Here is a 16,938-nt window from a genome sequence, read left to right on the forward strand (position 1 = left end):
ATCTGGAGAAGGTCCAGTCCTCGGCACCCGGCCTGGTCGAGCTGTACAAGGCCGCCAAGGTGAACCTGACCAAGCATGGCCTGGCTACCGAGCGCGCCGCCGTCTACCTGGTGCTGGACCGGTCCGGGTCGATGCGCCCGTACTACAAGGACGGGACCGTACAGCACCTGGCCGAACAGGCCCTCGCCCTCGCGGCGAATCTGGACGACGACGGCGTGGTGCCCGTGATCTTCTTCGACACCTTCGCGCACCCGCCGGTCGAGGTCGGCCTCACCGACTACGAGGGTCGCGTGAACCGCGAGCACAAGCGTCTCAAGCACCTGGGCACGACCAACTACGCCGCGGCGATGCAGGCGGTCATCGACCACTACGCGGCGTCCGGCGCCACCGTTCCGGCCTTCGTCATCTTCCAGACCGACGGATCACCGAACTCCCGCAGCGCCGCGGAGAAGATCCTCTGCGAGGCGTCCAAGCTGCCGATCTTCTGGCAGTTCGTCGGATTCGGAGATGACGAGTTCGCGTTCCTCCACAAGCTCGACGAGCTTCCGGTCCCGCGAAAGCGTGCCGTTGACAACGCCGGGTTCTTCGAGGCCGGCCAGGATCCACGCTCCATCGAGGACGCCGACCTCTACGGTGAGCTCATGAAGGAGTTCCCGGGCTGGCTCGCCGCCGCACGAGCCAACGGCATCGTCACCTGACTCTGGGCCGGCGTGCGGCCATCACGGCAGTGCGCGGTGGACCGGTCCTCTTCGTCATGGCTCCTCTTCGTCATGACTCCTCGGCGAGCGCCGGATGCCTGGGATCGTCGACACGCACGACGGCGTCCGCCACCCGCGCGGGCTCCGCCTCGCTCTCGTACCGCTCGTACGCCGGCAGCGTCCACCGCAGCTCCGCCGGAGTCCTGCGGGCCAGCGCACCCGGTGACAGCCACAGATGTACGGCGAAGTCGAGCGGGAGCCCTCGGCCCAGCAGCAGAGCCCCGTCGAGCAGCAGCACCCCGCCCGGCGGCATGGTCACATACGGAGCGCGGGTGGCCCGGTCGGCGACGCTGTCCCACAGCGACGGCAGCACCCTGCCCGAGGCACCGGGCTCGAGCGGACCGAGCACCTCGCGCTCCAGCGCACCGGTGTCGAGCCAGTCGGTGTAGAAGGCGTCCGGATCGGTCCGGCCGTACTCGAAGCGCAGCGACGCCGCGCGCAGAAAGTCGCCGGCGGAGACCCGCAGCACCTCGCGGCCGCGCAGGCGCAGCGGGTCGACCAGCGCGTCCCCGAGCCCGTCCGGGCCCGCCGCCGGCGCGCCGTCGATCGCCACGCGCACCCAGGACGACCGGGCCGTCGCGGCGATCCGGTCGGCGAGCTCGTCGACCAGCAGCGAAGGAGAGATCGGCCGTATGCGCACACCCACATCCTCACCGACGTAAGCCGGCGCGGTGCCGCCGGGCCGCTTCGGGCCGCCGGTCGTGGGCCGAGCCCGCGGCTCCGCCCTCGCGGGCGCCCACAGCACCTGCTGACCGGTGGTCGGCTAGGCTCCAGTTCCTTGTACGGCATGCGCGACGGAGGTCTCGGCCTAGGGGTGGCGTACGCGGTGCCCGGCGGAGGAAAGATGACCGCACCGGAGGACGGGCGCGTCCGCGAGATCGACGCGCTCCGTGGGCTCGCGTTGTGCGGCATCCTGTTCGTCAACATCGTGGGGATCACCGGGATGCCCACCGGTCCCGACGCCGGCGCGGCTCCTTCGCTTCGCCACCATGCGTACGAGACCCTTCTGCACCAGCGGTTCTTCCCGATCTTCTGCATGCTCTTCGGGCTCGGCTTCGCGCTCTTCCTGGGCGCCGCGGCACGTCGTACCCGCCATCCGAGGCTCGCGCTGCTGGCCCGGCTCGGTTTCCTGATCCCCATCGGGCTGGTCCACCAGGCGCTGCAACCGCGTGAGGTGCTGCTGGTCTACGCAGTCGCCGGCATCGTGGTCCTGCTTCCGGCGTCGTTCCTGCCCCGCGCGGCGACGCTGATCGCGGGGCTCGCGGCGACGGCGGCGGCACTCTTCGCCGGAGGCGGCGCCTGGCTCATCCCCGGCCTGTTCCTGCTCGGGATGGCCGCCGCTCAGTACGGCCTGCACCGTGGTCTCGACCGGCACGGCCGGTGGGAGGCCCCGGTGTTCGGCGTCACCGCCGTACTCGCGGTCGCACTGAACACCTGGCAGATCCGCTCGGGCACCGAGCCGTCGGGCTCACCTCTCGCCGCGACGGCCGGAGTGGTGACGGCGATCGCGTACACCTCAGGTCTGCTGGCGTTGCTGCGCACGACCGCGAGGAGGCCGCTGGGGGCGGTGCTCGAACCGCTCGGCCGGATGGCGCTCACCAACTACGTCGTCGCCACGCCTGCGGTGATCGCCGCAGACCAGGTGCTGCGGCTGGGAGAGGCTCCGCGGTACGGGACCGTGATGGCTCTCGGCGTCGCGATCCTCATCGCCTCGGCCGCGGTCAGCATGGCCTGGCTGCGCCGTTTCCGCCACGGCCCCGTGGAATGGGTCTGGCGCTGTCTCACCTGGTGGTCGCTCATCCCCAACCGCACGCCTTCAACGCGACCCGCGCCCGTACGAGGGTGATCTCGGTACGTCGCCAGGGTCACCCTTTGCCGGAGTTGGATTTCCCTCTGTTGCCCTCGGACTTCTTGACCTTGGCGCGAGACGGAGGGGAATTCGGCCGTATCGCCGGATGGTTTGCGGCGTCACCCGGGCCGGGTGCCGTCCGTACGCGGCGGTTCGAGGGAGTGGCGGTCGGTGATGAGGGGGCCGATCCGGCAGGAGTGGCCGATGACGTCGCCGGACGTTGGGCGGGACCACCGCCCGATCCGGGTGCGGAGTCCGGGTCGGCCGCACCGGCGATGGTCACCGCCACCGCGACGGTCGCCGAGACGGCGGTGATCGCCCACGCCGTGACGGTGGCCCGGCGCCTCGGCGGCGGCGGTGCGGGCGAGGACGGCGGGTGAGACGGCGAGGACGGCCGGTCGGACGGTGCTGGTGCCCGGTGAGGCGGTGACGACGGCGATTCGAGGTGTGTCACGGGCTCGGGGACGGTCCATAGGTCGGTGACGGCCTTGGCCGCCGACTCCGGGCCGGGCACGCCACCTCGCTGCGCCAGCAGCGTCTGCAGCAGGCCGTCGGACGCAGGGCGTAGTTCCGGGTCCGTCGCCAGGGCGAGAGCGACCAGGCCACGCCATGGCGCGTCCAGGTCGGTGAGCTGCGGGCGGCCGCTGAGGATCATCTCGGTGCGCTCAGCCACCGACCCCGGACCGAACGGGGATCGCCCTGTCGCCGCGAAGGCCACCAGGCAACCCCACCCGAAGACATCGGAGGCACTGGAGCCGGGCCGTCCGGCCAGCCTTTCGGGCGCTATCCAACCGGGACTGCCCATGACGACCCCGGTCTGTGTGAGGGAGTCCGCCGCTTCAAGATCGCGGGCGATCCCGAAATCGATCACCTTGGGGCCGTCCGGGGACAGCATCACGTTGGCGGGCTTGAGATCGCGGTGCGCCAGCCCGGCGCTGTGAATGGCCACCAGCGCGGCGGCGACCGCGATGGCGACCGCCTCGAGAGTGTCGCTCGGCAGCGGACCCGCGGAACCGACCCGCTCCTCCAACGACAAGCCCTTGATGTAGGGGGTCACGATGTACGGACGGGGCCCGTCCATCTCGTCATCCAGCACCGGTGGGATGTAGGAGGACGAGACCCGCCGTCCGAAGTCCCTCTCGGCTCTGAACCGCAGACGCGATTCGGGATGGTCGGCGAGAGCCGGGTGCAGAGTCTTGATCGCGACCATCTGCCCCTCCAGGGCGTCGATGGCCAGGTACACCGCCCCCATGCCCCCGATGCCCAGCCGGCCCAGCAGATGGTAGCCGCCGATCGCGGACGGATCCTCGAGCCGCAGCGGCCCCACCCCTGACGGCAGGTCAGCCTTCACGCTTCCCTCCTCATGCGACTCTCCGCCCTTTACCCGACATCCGGCTCTGAACCCAAGACTTCAGGATCTTTCCGTTCCCCCTGGGCCGTACGGGGTGGCGCAGCCGTGGGTCGTAGGGTGCCGGCATGGACTGGATGCGCTGGCACGACGACTACGATCGTCCCGGTTCCCCGCTGGCACGGCGGTTGCAGGTGGTTCGGGAACAGATCGGTACGGCCCTGGATCGCAGTCCATCCGGTCCGTTGCGGGTGGTCAGCCTGTGCGCCGGTCAGGGTCGTGATCTGCTGGACGTGCTCGCCGTACATCCTCGTCGCGATGACGTACGGGGACGCCTGGTGGAGTTGGACGCGGACAATGCGGCGTACGCGCGGCAGTCGGCCAGAGCCGCCGGGCTGCACCAGATCGAGGTGGTGACGGCTGACGCCGCAATCACCGATCACTACCGCGGCATGGTTCCGGCCGATCTCGTGCTGATCTGCGGAGTGTTCGGCAACCTCACCGACGAGGACATCGAAAGCACCATCGCCTCCTGCCCCCAGCTCTGCGGGACCGGCGGCACCGTGATCTGGACCCGGGATCGCAGCCTGCCCGACCGGGTGCCGTTGATCTGTGAGTGGTTCGCCGAGCATGGCTTCGATCAGCGGTGGGTGTCCGAGCCGGACGCGGGCTTCGGCGTCGGCGTGCACCGCTTCACCGGTCGGCCGCAGCCCCTGGCCTCGGGCATGCGCATGTTCACCTTCGTCGGCTTCGACGTGCTCAGCCGGATGGACGCACCGGCCGACGGAGCCGGCTGAGTGCGAGGTGACGGGGCGAGGCGGCGGGCTGCTCGGGCGCGCTCCTCAGCGGCGGCGGGTGTGAGCGCGTGACCAGAGCGCTGTCCAGCCGCCGGGCACGAGCCACGAGGCTGGAACGCGCAGACCGTGTTCGGCGATCCGTTCCCAGAACACCTCGGTGTCGGCGCCGAGTTCGCGGGCGACGGGGAAGGCTCGCTGCCATGGGCCGTTCTTGTCGTGCAGGACGGTGGCGGGATAACCGGGAACGGTGACGGCGCGCGGGGCCGCCACGGGCGTGAGATCGATCGCCGGTGCGCGGCAGGTGATCATTACGGTGAGCGCGCAGAGCAGCGGCTCGGTCGGCCGGCGGGCGAGGACACGGGAGATGACCGGATCACCCTGGTTCGCCAGCTCCCCGATCGCCCTGCGCGTGCGGCGCGCCGCCAGGTCCAGCGCGTAGGGGTCGGCGAGCGCGGGCAGCTTGACGAGCTTGCGCAGCGCTTTGGGCAGAGGTGGTTCAGCGAGCAGAAGCGGCAGCTGGTGAAAGCGTTGCCGCAAGGCCGGGTCGAGGTCTTGCACTGCGGTACTCATCGGACGAATCCCGCTCGTGGCCCACAGCCGATCGAGGTCGACGGCACCGCTGTCGAGCGCGCGACGGCAGGCGCCGGTCAGGTGCTCGGGTCCCAGGCGGCGCAGCCGGACGAGCGCGGCCTCCGGCGGGGTTCCCGCGAGGACGGCGAAGACTTCCATCACCTCGCCGTCCACCTCGTCGGCCCATGCCCGCTGCGCGAGCGCTCCGAGCGCGGGGCCGGCGTCCTCGATCAGGCGGGCTGCGGCGCTCCGCCTAGCGGGCCGCTTGGTCGGTAGCTCCTCCGGCACCGGGGGGTCGGTCTCGCCGGGCGCGATGCCGGGGATCGTGGCGACCCAGTCGCGGAACCGCTGTTCAAGGGCCGGGTCAGCCGTGTCGTTGAACCTTGCCGCGATCTCGGTGACCTTCCACCCTCGGGTGGCGGGCCGACGGGGCTGCAGTTCGGCGTTGACGAGGAGGAAGCCGTTCTTGTCGTACAGGCCTGCCAGGCCGCACCGGCCCGCTCGGGCCGCGTCGAGGTAGTGCGTGCCCGCGATGCAGTTGCCCATGTAGTCCGACCACTCGGCGAGCATGCGTGCGCTTCGTGCCACCTGGAAGCGCGCGCCGGTGCCCGTGACGGTCGTCCCGTCGAGCGCGGTGAGCGGTGCTGGAACGGCGAACTCGCCGGTGAGCGCCTCGGAGATCGCGGTGCCGGCCAGCAGGCCCGCGGTGAAGGCCGTCCAGGTTCTGACCCCCCGGGGCGGGGCGCCGCCGAGCGCGACGAGCTGTGCGGCACCGGCGACGGCCAGCGTGATCGAGTCGAGCCGCGGTGCCAGCGGCCCGGCGGCCGTCGGCGGTGGGTCGTGGTCGAACCAGGGGGCTCCGGTGCCGGGCGTGGCCCGCGCGGCGTCGTGTCCGTACAGCTGCGCCAGAGCGTCGATCAGGTCTACGTACCACAGCAGGTCACCGGCCACTTCCACTACGGCGGGATCGCGCGAGGTCGAGAGCCTTTGGCGGAGCGGTTCCGCGTCTCCCAGCAACGGGATGGTCCAGGGTGGGATGCCGCCCCAGTCGGTGGGCGGCCGGACGGAGCCGTAACCGGCTCCGTGACGCCAGTTCTGTAGGTCGCGCTTCGCCCAGTTCCGCAGCACTTCGTCGCGAACCCCCCGCGGCTCTTCGAGCAGCCGCCCGACCGCCTCGGTGATCACTAGGCCGAAGTCTCGGGCACATGCCAGGCGCGGCTGGATGTAGGCCGCGAACTTGGCGTCTCCCGGCTTCCCGTCGGCCAGTTTGCGGTTAATGTCGCGTACGTAAGCGCCGGGACGGGCCGGAAGGCCGGTCAGACCCGGCACCCGCCGCGCCGACCGGGCCGCGATCGTGCCGGGCAACTCGGCCTCGGCCGCGCGGATGAGCGTCGCCGAACGCGCCAGCCCTTCGTCCAGGCCGTGATCGGCGATGGCCACCGCAGTGCGGAGCAGGGCGGTCGTCGCGAGCGCGTCCTCGACGAGGCGGGCGAGAAGGTCGTACCAGTAGTGGTCGGGCGGCGTCCATCGCGCGGCGTCGGCCAGCGACGGTTCGAGGTCGTTGAGTTCGGCCCTGAGCCGCTCCAGGATGAGCTCGTCGTCATGATGTCTGCGGCGCTCGCGCAGGTCTCCGACCCGATCCCGGCGGCTCTGGGTCGCGAGCCGCCGTTCCCGTCGCGCGAGCCCGGCGTGATGCTCCGACACCTGCGTCCACAGATCCAGGATCAGCTCCAGCCTGCGCGGCCCCGGCAGTGGTTCCAGCACCTGCCGCAGGTGCTGCGCGAGCGCCGAAGGCGGACCACCCTGGATGAGATCGACGTTCTCGGGCGCCGTCAGCGCCAAGATCCTTTCCAGCTGCTCAGGACCGAGCATGTCGCTGGCGGCCGATGCCAGATGCAGCGCGGCCCACCGGCCCTCACTGATCGCCAGCGCGGCCGCGGCGCCCACCCGTTTGGTGACGGTGGATCCGAACAACGCGACCAGGAATCCGGCGCGATCGCCCAGCCGACCGGCGTTCTCGATGCCCAGTGTCCGCAGGGCGGCAAGGACGGCGTCCCGCTGATCGCCGCGCGCCCCGGCCAGGCGTGCGGAGCGAAAACCCGACCCCAGATCGACGCCCGCGCCCGCGGCGACCACGCCACCGGCCTGCACCAGACGGGTCAGCTCGGCGACCGCGTCCAGGACCTGTTCACCGGAGGCCTCGGCCGGGCCCAAGGCGACGGCCGCGCCCATGGGCGCTTCGGCCTCGCCGGCCAGCATGACCGGGCCGGACTGCCGTGGGACCCAGGCACACAGCTCCGAGGCCACCACGCCGCCCGCGAGCCGAATCTTCATCCGAGCCATCATCGCCGACTCGGCCACGCCGGCCAACACGGTTCAGCGAGCGGACCGTGGTCCCAGGACCGACCGGTAGGTTCTAGGAGTGGCAAAGGAACGCCCGTCGGGGCCCGGCCGGACACAGCAGATCGGCTTCGCAAGCGCCATCGGTGGTCTGGCCGGTGCCGCACTCGCCGGTCACCGAGGTGCCAAGGCCGCCCTCGTCGGTGCGGCGGTCGGCGCCGCCGGTCTGGGGACGGTGGAGGCGGTGGCGCGGGCGCGTCAGCGTCCCGGCCAGATCCCGGCGCTCTGGGCGCGCATCGCCGCGAGCGGTGCACTCGCCGCTCCACTCGGCTGGGCGGCCGGACGCCTCACCGGCGCCGGCCCGGTCGCGGTCGGGACGGCGACCGGTACGGCCGTCGGCGCGATGGGCCTGCGGCCGCAGAAGGTGGGGCTCGGACCGCTGGTCGGCGCCGCGGTCGGCCTGGGTTTCGCGGTTCGGCGGCGGCCGGCGGCGGCGCCGGTGGTGGCGAGCACCACGGTGGTCGCCTACCGGGTGTTGTCGGCGCTACTGTTCCGGGACCCGCAGGTGAGCCTGCTGGCCGAGCGGGTCCGACCGGAAGAGCTCCCCTTCGTGGTGCCGCTGGAGGCCCGGACGAGGTACGTCGGCACCGGCTATGTCCGGGAGCTGGCCAAGGTGCTGGGCGGCACCTACGCCGAGGACGCGGCCGACGTCGGCATCGTCGCCTCACTCGATGAGCTGCGCGGCCCGGACTTCGATCCGGCGCGGGTGGATCCGCGCGTCCGGGAGTTCTACGAGCACACGACGCGCTTCACGCTCGACATCGTCCCGCGGTGGCGGCTGTGGGTGCGTCCGGGCTACCTGCTGTACCGGACGCTGGTCGCCCGCCCCCTCGGTCAGGCCAGCGTGCCGATGAACCAGCGCGAGGCACTGCGCGGTGTCCGGGGCCGTATCGACACCATCACTCCCGAGCACGACGGCGTGGTGGTCCGTGGCTGGATCCGGTCGTTCGCCGACACCGACGAACCGATCTACGTGGGCATCTACACCACGTACCGCCACGACGGTCGCGGGTACGTCAGCGTCGGCTTCCCGGTCCCCCAGGCCAGTTTCACAGCGACCCTTCTGCCGCGCGCTCGGCCCGGTGGCGGCCTGATCCTGACCAGCCGCAGCGACCTCGGCCATCCCGGCCACTACCTGACCTACATCGACCCGGACACCAGGGATCTCACCGCCATGGCGGTGCACGGCTTCGCGGAGCAACTCGACGTCCATGTGGAGGACGGCGAACTGCGGGCCGAGCATGCTTTCTGGATCTTCGGGATCCCGTTCCTCGTGCTCCATTACCGCATGCATCGAAAGGCCGCCGCGCCGGGGTCCTGATCCGTACAAGATCGGCTGCTTGCCGCAAGCGGACTCTCGACTGTCCGCGATGTAAAAAATACTAGACACCGTGTCGGCGTTGCTTTACATTCGCGGCATGGCGTTGGAAGAGAAACGTGCGTGGATCATGGCGGCGGTGACGGTCGGCACGTACGCCGTCTACGTCGCCGTCGTCCTGGGACGGCTGCTGCACACCCCGGTGGGCGAGGTCCATTACGTGGCGACACTGCTGTGGACGCTCGGGATCGCGATCACCGCGACCATCGTGCTGCACATCGCCGTCGCGATGGCCGCACCACAAGAGGCCGGCCGGCGCGACGAGCGTGACCGGGAGATCGGCCTGTTCAGCGAGCACGTCGGGCACTCGTTCGTGGTCATCGGCGGGGTCGCGGCCTTCTGCATGGCACTCGCCGAGCTGGACCACTTCTGGATCGCGAACGTCATGTACCTGGCGTTCGCCCTGTCGGCGATCTTCGAGTCCGTGTCGAAGATCTTCGCCTACCGCCGGGGTTTCCAGCCGTGGTGAAACCGACCAAGGTCACCAACTCGATCCGATCACTGCGCTTCGCACACGGGGAGATGACCCAGGCGGAGCTGGCCGACCGTATCGGCGTGACCCGCCAGACCGTCATCGCGATCGAGCAAGGCCGGTACTCACCGTCCCTCGAGATGGCGTTTCAGATCGCCCGAGCGTTCAAGGTCCCGCTCGACGAAGTGTTCCAGTACCCCGACAGTGAAGGAGACCCCCCATGAAGGCCATCGTCCAGGACGCGTACGGCTCCGCCGACGTCCTGGAACTCCGGGACATCGACCGTCCCGTACCCGCTGACGACGAAGTGCTCGTCCAGGTGCACGCGGCCGGCGTAGGCCCGGACGTCTGGCACCTCATGACGGGCCTGCCCTACGCGGTCCGGCTCTTCGCCGGGCTCCGTAAACCCAGGAACCCCGTCCGCGGCCAGGACGCCGCCGGACGGGTCGAAGCGGTCGGCGCGAAGGTGACCCGGTTCAAGCCCGGCGACGAGGTCTTCGGCGTCTGCGAAGGTTCGTTCGCCGAGTACGCGCGCGCCAAAGCCGACAAGCTCGCGCCCAAACCGCGGAACCTCAGCTTCGAGCAGGCCGCCGCCCTCCCCATCTCCGGCATCACCGCGTTCCAGGTCCTACGCGACAAGGGACGTCCGCAACCGGGCCGGCAGGTCCTCATCATCGGCGCCTCCGGCGGCATAGGCACCCTCGCGGTGCAGCTCGCCGCGGGTTACGACGCCAAGGTCACCGGCGTCTGCGGCCCCGGCAAGGCCGACCTCATCCGCTCACTGGGCGCCACCGACGTCATCGACTACACCAGCGAGGACATCACCGGCGGCGCCCGCCGCTACGACGTCATCCTCGACATCGCGGGCAACCGCCCCCTGTCCGTCCTGCGCCGCGCCCTCGCCCCCCACGGCACCCTCGTCCTCGTCGGCGGCGAGAACGGAGACCGCTGGCTCGGCGGCCTGGACCGTTCGCTCCGCGCCCTTCTGCTCTCGCCCTTCCTCCGCCAGACCCTCCGCGGCCACTTTTCGCGAGAGCGCCACCAGGACCTCCTGGTCCTCAAGGACCTGGCCGAAAGCGGGGAACTCACCCCGGTCGTCGACCGCACCTACCCTCTCGGCGAAGCCGCCGCCGCCATGCGCCATCTTGAGGACGGACACCCTCAGGGCAAGATCGTCGTCAGCGTCACGGACGGTTCGTGAGCGGGGTGAGCCGGTGGATGTCGTGACGAGCCCGTAGCGCCGCGATCTCGGTCTGATCCGGCGGGCCTGAGGCGGCGAGCAGCTCGGTGAGCTCCTGGCACTCCGCGCGGCGGCGGTTCACGTCGATGGCGCTTCCCGCTGACGGCCGATGCGCCTGCGAGGTCTGCAATCACAGCCTCGGTGATCGTGGCCCAAGTCGAACCCTGCTGCTGTGAGAGCCGCTTCGATCTCCGCCACCCGAACCGGGCCGATTCCACCGATGGCTGTCAGTTTGCGCTCCTGTGCCAGCCGCAGCACATCCCCGACCGTCTTCGGTCGCTCATCCGGATACATGCCGTAAGCAGCGGCCAGTGGCCGACGGGCATGCTCCGACAATCCGAGACAGTCGATCGGACACGCTTGCGTCACCAGGCTCGTATCGCTCATGAGATCGCCAGCTTTGCCCAGACCCATTTGCCGCCGTGCTCGGTGCGAGTCACTCCGCACTCAGAGGCCAGTTCCCGGGCGAGCGACAGCCCCCAGCCGCCGTTGTCGTCGAAGTTCTCTTCTGAGAGATCCAGATCATCGAGTTCCAGCTCCACCACCGGTCGGGGGCTGGGCATCTGATCGCTGGAGTCCCACCCACCACCACGCAGGTGGGTTCCCGGCGGAAGCAGACACGGATCTTGCCCTCGGGCGTCGCCGCACAGGCATTGGTGATCAGCTCAGCCGCTATCAGAGACGCGTTGAACGCCAGATGCGGCAGCTTCCACGCTATGAGGCGAAGGCCCATCCGGTGACGCACCTCGGCGGCCACCGTTTCGGCCGCAAGACAGGTCATGTCCAGCTCACCAAGGATCAACGTGTTAGCGCCCATCACGTCCACTCTCGTCCTGACAATTTCTGCGAAAAGAGTGCACCTTTTTGAGATACGTTCGCTACGTTCGCGCATCAAACGCAACAACCGGAGGGTTACAGATGAGCGCCCGAGAGTCACTGAACCCGGAAGGCTCAATGTGGGATCTCATAGCCGTCCAACTGCGCAGACACCGCGAGGAGCGCAAGATGTCCGGCTCAGCTCTCGGAACATTGCTCGATCTCGATCGGTCCAGTGTTTCGCGTCTTGAGTCAGGACAGATCAAGCTGCTGGAGAAGCACGCCCGAAAGCTTGATCGGGAATGGGACACAGCCGATCTCTTCACCGTTCTCGTTCGCTTCGCCAAAGAAGGCCACGACCGAGAGTGGTTCAAGACGCACACCGAGATGGAGGCCAGGGCATCTGAGCTGCGGATCTGGGAGCTTTCCTGGGTTCCCGGACTGCTCCAGACAGAGAGCTTCACCCGAGCGCAGGTCGTGGCAGCCGGACTCGACAACATCGATTCGCGCGTGGCTCATCGCATGAAGCGCCAGGAAGCTCTCAGCCGCACGCCGCCGCCACTCCTGTGGGTGATCCTGGACGAGGGCGTCATCCGTCAACCGGTCGGCTCTTCCCAGGTCATGCGAGACCAACTTGCCCACCTCCTGGCCCTGGCCGCGCTTCCCAACATCTCCATCCGGATCGTCCCCACCCGCGTAGGTGCGCACGTCGGACGGGATGGCTCATTCAAGATCATGACCGTGGACGGTGCCGACGCGGCGTACATCGAAGCAAGCGAAGAGGGGCGACTTGTCGTAGACGCAACAGATGTACGCTCGTTCCGAGCAAGATTCGACCGCATTGGCGATCGAGCGAACCCCGTAGACGCATCGATCGAGCTAATAGAGCAAGTGATGGAGGGGCACAGGTGACTCCCGTCTGGCGCAAGTCCAGCCACAGCGGAAGCAGCGGCGACCAGAGCGACTGCGTCGAAGTTGCGCGGCTCTCCGGAAACATCGGCCTCCGAGACAGCAAGGCCCCCGACACCGGACACCTCATCCTCACCGCTGAAAGCTTCGCTGACCTTATCGCCAGCGTGAAGCGGGATGAGTTGAACATCTAAACGACGTAACAGCACTACAAGCCCCGACCACGGTCGGGGCTTTTCCATCTCAAGGCCAGGCAGGCCACCGCCCGCCAGCTCAGAGCCGCACGGTCACGGCACAGGGATGGCCGCTCCAGTTCACGATTGATTTCGTGCTGTGGTTCAGGGCACAAGTAGCGCGGACGTGCTTCAAGCAAAGCACCCGAGCTCAGGGAGTCAGCAGCACCCCCAACATCCAAGCCGAGAGTGCAGACCTGTGGTGGAAGTCCATAAAGCTATCTTCTACGGCCCCACTTTGAGGTGGCGGCATCAGCGGACGGGCCAGCGTGGGCGGCACTCAGCCGGCGAGCATGGCGACCGAGAGTTTCCACAGGCGTCCAGCGTCGGCCGGGTCGAGTGCATGGGCGGCGATCCCGCTGACTCGAGCGCTTCGCCGACCGTGGCGGGATCATACGGAAGCGCTTCCCCACAGTTCTCGAACTACCGGCCGCCGACCCCGTCCAGGAACGGGGACGCCGCGTGGAGCACCGAGGCCGACCGGACCGAACGCGTGCCCAGCACTCTGCTGACACTGGTAGCGGCAGGGACAGCCGTCCGTCGAGGGCCGTTCGGTGATCACGGCAAGGACGCGGTATCCCCGTGCGATTTGCCGAAGCGGCAACTGGATTCGCGGGGTCTCACCGTCCGCCGGATGATTGACGAGAACTGTTGGACGGTGGGCCGGTCTGGTATCGCCAGACCACGTGCACTCGGCACCCCAGGATCGAAAGCTTTGGAGGCTCAATGTCGCAGCCCGCTCCGGTCGCGGACATCACGCATCGTCTGGTCTCGTCTTCCGCCGGCCGCATCCACCTAGTGGAGCAGGGCTCCGGGCCGCTGGTGCTGCTGGTGCACGGGTTCCCCGAATTCTGGTACTCCTGGCGCCACCAGTTGCCGGTACTGGCCGCGGCCGGCTACCGGGCCGTCGCCGTCGATGTTCGTGGCTATGGCCGCTCCTCCGAGCCTGAGAGCGTGGCCGCGTACCGGATGCTGGAACTGGTGGAGGACAACGTCGCCGTTGTGCACGCCCTGGGCGAGCGGACGGCAGTGATCGTGGGCCACGACTGGGGCGCGACCATCGCGGCCGGCTCGGCCCTCGTCAGACCCGACGTCTTCCGCGCGGTCGGGCTGCTGAGCGTGCCCTACCTGCCGCGCGGCGGACCGCGGCCCAGCGAGGTCTTCGCGCAGATGGGCGGAGAGGAGGAGTTCTACGTCAGCTACTTTCAGGAGCCGGGCCGGGCCGAGGCCGAGATCGAACCGGACGTCCGAGGCTGGCTCGCCGGCTTCTACGCCGCCCTGTCCGCCGACACCATGCCGCCGGCCGACGCCCCGGACCCGCACTTCGTCTCCCGGGGCGGGAGGCTGCACGACCGTTTCCCCGCCGGTCGGCTGCCCGCCTGGCTCAGCGAGGACGATCTCGATGTCTACGCCGCGGAGTTCGAGCGGACGGGAATGAGCGGGGCACTGGGCCGCTACCGGAACATGGACCGGGACTGGGAAGACCTCGCCGACTTCGACGGCTCCCCCATCACCCAGCCGTCCTTGTTCATCGGCGGCACGGCGGACGCCTCCACCACCTGGATGGCCGACGCCATCGAGGCATACCCCGCCACCCTGCCGGGCCTGGTCTCCTCACACATACTCGACGGCTGCGGCCACTGGATCCAGCAGGAGCGCCAGAAGGAGGTCAACGAGATCCTGACCGGCTGGCTCGCCTCCCTGCCCACCTGACAATCGCCTCGGGCGGCTAGCGGCCGAGATGTTCGGTCGGGTGACGATCGTTCATCGCCACGTCGGTCCGAGAGTTCGGGGCCTCCGCCGGGCCGTACCAGGTGAAGGCGATGGCGGCCACGAGCGCGGCCACGGTCGCGAAGCTGAGAGCGATGGAACGGCGCAGGTCGGTGACGGCGTCAAGTGCCTCACGCCGTTCGCGCTGGAGCAGTTCCCGCGCGGTGGGCTCCCATTCCTCGCGGCGCGGCAGTCCGTAGCCGGCGCGCATCCCGAAGAAGATCCCGAGCGTCGCGAACACGAGCGCGAGAAGCAGGAGACCTCCGACCGTGATCCGGACCCACGGGTCCAGACCGTCCAGGGTGCTCCTGCCCTTCACGACACTGACCGTCGTCACGATCCCGACGAGCCCCGTCAGGCCATTGCGCCACTTATCGGCCTGTGCCCGTACCCTGCCGATTTCGTCCTGCCGAAGTTCCTGAAGCCGCCGGGCCCTCCAACGATCGAGGGGACCGGCCTCCCGCCCCGGAGAGACGCGCACGCCCATCAGGGGCCCCATTCCACGAAAAGGCTCCACAGGCGTCCGCAGCCGGTCTCTCCGTCGGGCGCTTCGAGATGGGGGTTGCCGCAGGCGCAGAGAATGTCGACCACGCGGCTTGCCTGGTCGCCGGGATGGAGGTCCCGGCTGATCACGGCCAGTGGCTCGACGTGGGTCATCGGACCACCGCATGCGGGACACGGGCCGGTGACGAGAATGTGGTCGGGCTCGAGCTCGTCAGGGAGCAGGGTCACCTCCGCGGTGGTCGCGGCGCGCTCGTTCAGGTCGCCGCTCTGCTCGGCCTGGTACGTGATGGAACGATGCCCGTCGGCGGGCTCCGGGTCGGCGGATCTCACGAACGTCCCTCTCCTCCAGTCGGGGCGTCGATGCCCGTCACGGCGCCTTGGCAGATGAAGGCGGCCCACGTCGAGGCGTCCGGTCCGTCCTCGGCCAGCCGGCGTTGTGCCATGGCGAGCGCCGTGGCCACGTCGGCGCCTGACGCCAGTTCACTGTAGAAGCCGGCCATGAACGTCGCGGTGGTCCGGTCGGGAATCCTCCAGAGGGTCATGACCACGCTCATGGCACCGGCGATCCGGAAGGCCCGGCGCAGGCCGAAGACGCCTTCGGCGCCGGCGTCGTGGCCGAGGCCGCTGTCGCATGCCGAGAGCACCGCGAGGCGGGTGCCCGCGAGCCGCAGGTGCGCCGCCTCGGCTCCGGTCAGTACCCCGTTGCCCGCCCGGTCGGGTGGACGGCCTCCCGCCAGCCAGGTGTTCACGCCCACACCGCGCCGATCAGCCGCGTCTCGATCTCGGCCGCCTCCAGCAGGCGCGACAGCGCCTCTCGCGGCCGGCCGGACCGGGCAGACAGCACTCCGAGGTTGACCAACGTCGCCGCCAGCTTCTCGTGGCCGGGTCCGAGGGTCTGCCGCTGCGCGGCGACCGCCTGCTCGAGGAGCAGCCGTGCCGCCGGACGATGCCCCCGCAGCGCCTGGATCTGCCCCCGCACGGCGGTGTTGAGGGCCAGCGCCACTTGGTCCCGGTGTCCGCCAGGCTGCGCTTCCCAGACCCGCAGTTCCGCCTCCAGCAGGCGGTCGGCGCGCCGGTACCTCCCCGCGTACGCGTAGACGAGCGCCAGATTGTGCAGGCTCTCCGCGACGAGATGATGCCGGCGCCCGAGCGTGCGACGCCGCAGGCTCAGCGCCTGCCGGTGCGCGGCGAGTGCCTCGTCGAGCCGGCCGGAGTACATCGCGAGCAGTCCCCGTTGACTCGCGTTGGCCGCCAGCAAGGGAGCGGCGGCCGCGCCTTCGCCGTGCAGGATCTGCGCGGCTTCGGCCAGCAGCGGCTCGGCGTCCGTGCGGTTTCCGGCCGCCTGGTGGATCCGCGCGAGCAACTGGAGACCGAAGGCGTACGGCCGGCCGCCTCCGGGTCGGCTGATCTTCAGCGCGTCCTCGACCATGCGCTTGGCACCGGCGATGTCGCCGCCTCGGTAGCGGACGTCCGCCACGGCTCGAAGGCACACTTCGTAGTTCGCCGAGTTCCGCCCGTCCAGCAGCTCGACTGCGGCGAGCGCCTTCTCGTAGAGTTCCAGCGCCTTCGTATAGTTTCCGCGCGCGCGGTGCAGTGAGCCCTCGAGACGGAGCAACTCGGCCCAGCCGGGCGTCTTCGCGGAGAAGTCCCCCAGCAGTCCGCGCGCCTGGTCGATCAGCTTCTGGGCCTCATCGATCCGGCCCTTCCCGTACTGCATGGAAGCGGCCATGACGAGCCGCTGCGCAGGAGCGACCCCCGCCATCACTGCCCGCATGATCTCCGGTGGAAACGGCAATGCCCACTCGAGGCCTTCGAAAGGGTCGTTCGCGGACATCGGCAACCCCCGTCACGGTCGGCGTGGGGACGCTTCCCGTGAATATGAGATGCGCGCGAC

19 protein-coding genes are annotated in these 16,938 nt (G+C 69.6%); 10 read left to right on the forward strand and 9 right to left on the reverse strand.

Going from position 1 to position 16,938, the window contains the following annotated elements; all coding sequences use genetic code 11:
• A partial coding sequence (locus HKK72_RS19380; protein ID WP_187235799.1) for a VWA domain-containing protein occupies positions 1-698 on the forward strand: 698 nt, incomplete at its 5' end.
• A gap of 70 nt (positions 699-768) precedes the next feature.
• On the opposite strand, the gene HKK72_RS19385 is transcribed toward HKK72_RS19380, so the two are convergent.
• Positions 769-1,398: a uridine kinase gene (locus HKK72_RS19385; RefSeq protein WP_187235800.1), complete on the reverse strand. Its 630-nt coding sequence runs from the start codon at positions 1,396-1,398 to the stop codon at positions 769-771.
• Positions 1,399-1,602: 204 nt separating this feature from the next.
• Here HKK72_RS19385 and HKK72_RS19390 point away from each other — a divergent pair, with 204 nt between their 5' ends.
• Positions 1,603-2,604 carry a DUF418 domain-containing protein gene (locus HKK72_RS19390; protein ID WP_187235830.1) on the forward strand — a complete coding sequence of 334 codons (1,002 nt, stop codon included), beginning with the start codon at positions 1,603-1,605 and terminating at the stop codon, positions 2,602-2,604.
• Between the two features lie 19 nt (positions 2,605-2,623).
• Here HKK72_RS19390 and HKK72_RS19395 read toward each other — a convergent pair whose 3' ends face one another.
• A complete protein-coding gene (locus tag HKK72_RS19395; protein ID WP_187235801.1) occupies positions 2,624-3,958 on the reverse strand; it encodes a serine/threonine-protein kinase in 1,335 nt (444 codons plus the stop codon).
• 125 nt (positions 3,959-4,083) lie between these two features.
• On the opposite strand from HKK72_RS19395, the gene HKK72_RS19400 reads away from it, so the two are divergent.
• Positions 4,084-4,752 carry a class I SAM-dependent methyltransferase gene (locus HKK72_RS19400; protein ID WP_187235802.1) on the forward strand — a complete coding sequence of 223 codons (669 nt, stop codon included), beginning with the start codon at positions 4,084-4,086 and terminating at the stop codon, positions 4,750-4,752.
• Positions 4,753-4,797: 45 nt separating this feature from the next.
• Here the strand turns inward: HKK72_RS19400 and HKK72_RS19405 are convergent, their stop codons facing one another.
• On the reverse strand, positions 4,798-7,656 hold the full coding sequence (locus HKK72_RS19405) for a hypothetical protein (protein ID WP_187235803.1): 2,859 nt from the start codon (positions 7,654-7,656) through the stop codon (positions 4,798-4,800).
• 88 nt (positions 7,657-7,744) lie between these two features.
• Here HKK72_RS19405 and HKK72_RS19410 point away from each other — a divergent pair, with 88 nt between their 5' ends.
• The 4 genes from HKK72_RS19410 (at position 7,745) to HKK72_RS19425 (ending at position 10,773) form a co-directional block, all read left to right on the forward strand.
• Positions 7,745-9,043: a hypothetical protein gene (locus HKK72_RS19410; RefSeq protein WP_187235804.1), complete on the forward strand. Its 1,299-nt coding sequence runs from the start codon at positions 7,745-7,747 to the stop codon at positions 9,041-9,043.
• Positions 9,044-9,140: 97 nt separating this feature from the next.
• On the forward strand, positions 9,141-9,569 hold the full coding sequence (locus HKK72_RS19415) for a hypothetical protein (RefSeq protein WP_187235805.1): 429 nt from the start codon (positions 9,141-9,143) through the stop codon (positions 9,567-9,569).
• Positions 9,563-9,796 carry a helix-turn-helix transcriptional regulator gene (locus tag HKK72_RS19420; RefSeq protein ID WP_187235806.1) on the forward strand — a complete coding sequence of 78 codons (234 nt, stop codon included), beginning with the start codon at positions 9,563-9,565 and terminating at the stop codon, positions 9,794-9,796. The genes HKK72_RS19415 and HKK72_RS19420 overlap by 7 nt, the downstream gene beginning before the upstream one ends.
• A complete protein-coding gene (locus HKK72_RS19425) occupies positions 9,793-10,773 on the forward strand; it encodes an NAD(P)-dependent alcohol dehydrogenase (protein ID WP_187235807.1) in 981 nt (326 codons plus the stop codon). The genes HKK72_RS19420 and HKK72_RS19425 overlap by 4 nt, the downstream gene beginning before the upstream one ends.
• Here HKK72_RS19425 and HKK72_RS19430 read toward each other — a convergent pair.
• Positions 10,757-10,894: a hypothetical protein gene (locus HKK72_RS19430; protein WP_187235808.1), complete on the reverse strand. Its 138-nt coding sequence runs from the start codon at positions 10,892-10,894 to the stop codon at positions 10,757-10,759. The two genes, HKK72_RS19425 and HKK72_RS19430, sit on opposite strands and share 17 nt — an antisense overlap.
• Positions 10,895-11,195: 301 nt before the next feature.
• Entirely contained in the window at positions 11,196-11,357 is a 162-nt protein-coding gene (locus tag HKK72_RS19435) for a hypothetical protein (RefSeq protein WP_187235809.1), read from the reverse strand.
• A gap of 373 nt (positions 11,358-11,730) precedes the next feature.
• On the opposite strand from HKK72_RS19435, the gene HKK72_RS19440 reads away from it, so the two are divergent.
• The 3 genes from HKK72_RS19440 to HKK72_RS19450 all read left to right on the forward strand — a co-directional run bounded on the left by HKK72_RS19440 (position 11,731) and on the right by HKK72_RS19450 (position 14,483).
• A complete protein-coding gene (locus HKK72_RS19440) occupies positions 11,731-12,540 on the forward strand; it encodes a helix-turn-helix transcriptional regulator (RefSeq protein ID WP_187235810.1) in 810 nt (269 codons plus the stop codon).
• The gene (locus HKK72_RS19445) at positions 12,537-12,731 is read left to right on the forward strand and encodes a DUF397 domain-containing protein (protein WP_187235811.1); all 195 of its coding nucleotides are present in this window, start codon (positions 12,537-12,539) and stop codon (positions 12,729-12,731) included. Before HKK72_RS19440 ends, HKK72_RS19445 begins: the two co-directional genes overlap by 4 nt.
• A 765-nt stretch (positions 12,732-13,496) precedes the next feature.
• A complete protein-coding gene (locus HKK72_RS19450; RefSeq protein ID WP_187235812.1) occupies positions 13,497-14,483 on the forward strand; it encodes an alpha/beta fold hydrolase in 987 nt (328 codons plus the stop codon).
• 16 nt (positions 14,484-14,499) lie between these two features.
• Here HKK72_RS19450 and HKK72_RS19455 read toward each other — a convergent pair whose 3' ends face one another.
• From HKK72_RS19455 to HKK72_RS19470, 4 genes are all read right to left on the reverse strand, one after another.
• Positions 14,500-14,877, reverse strand: a complete 378-nt coding sequence (locus tag HKK72_RS19455) for a hypothetical protein (protein WP_187235813.1) — start codon at positions 14,875-14,877, stop codon at positions 14,500-14,502.
• A gap of 149 nt (positions 14,878-15,026) precedes the next feature.
• Entirely contained in the window at positions 15,027-15,374 is a 348-nt protein-coding gene (locus HKK72_RS19460) for a hypothetical protein (protein ID WP_187235814.1), read from the reverse strand.
• A complete protein-coding gene (locus HKK72_RS19465) occupies positions 15,371-15,793 on the reverse strand; it encodes a CHAT domain-containing protein (RefSeq protein WP_222720886.1) in 423 nt (140 codons plus the stop codon). Before HKK72_RS19465 ends, HKK72_RS19460 begins: the two co-directional genes overlap by 4 nt.
• The gene (locus HKK72_RS19470; protein WP_222720887.1) at positions 15,790-16,818 is read right to left on the reverse strand and encodes a tetratricopeptide repeat protein; all 1,029 of its coding nucleotides are present in this window, start codon (positions 16,816-16,818) and stop codon (positions 15,790-15,792) included. The genes HKK72_RS19465 and HKK72_RS19470 overlap by 4 nt, the downstream gene beginning before the upstream one ends.
• Between the last annotated feature and the right edge of the window lie 120 nt (positions 16,819-16,938).

It is taken from the genome of Actinomadura sp. HBU206391 (genome assembly GCF_014323665.1).
GTDB lineage: Bacteria > Actinomycetota > Actinomycetes > Streptosporangiales > Streptosporangiaceae > Actinomadura_C.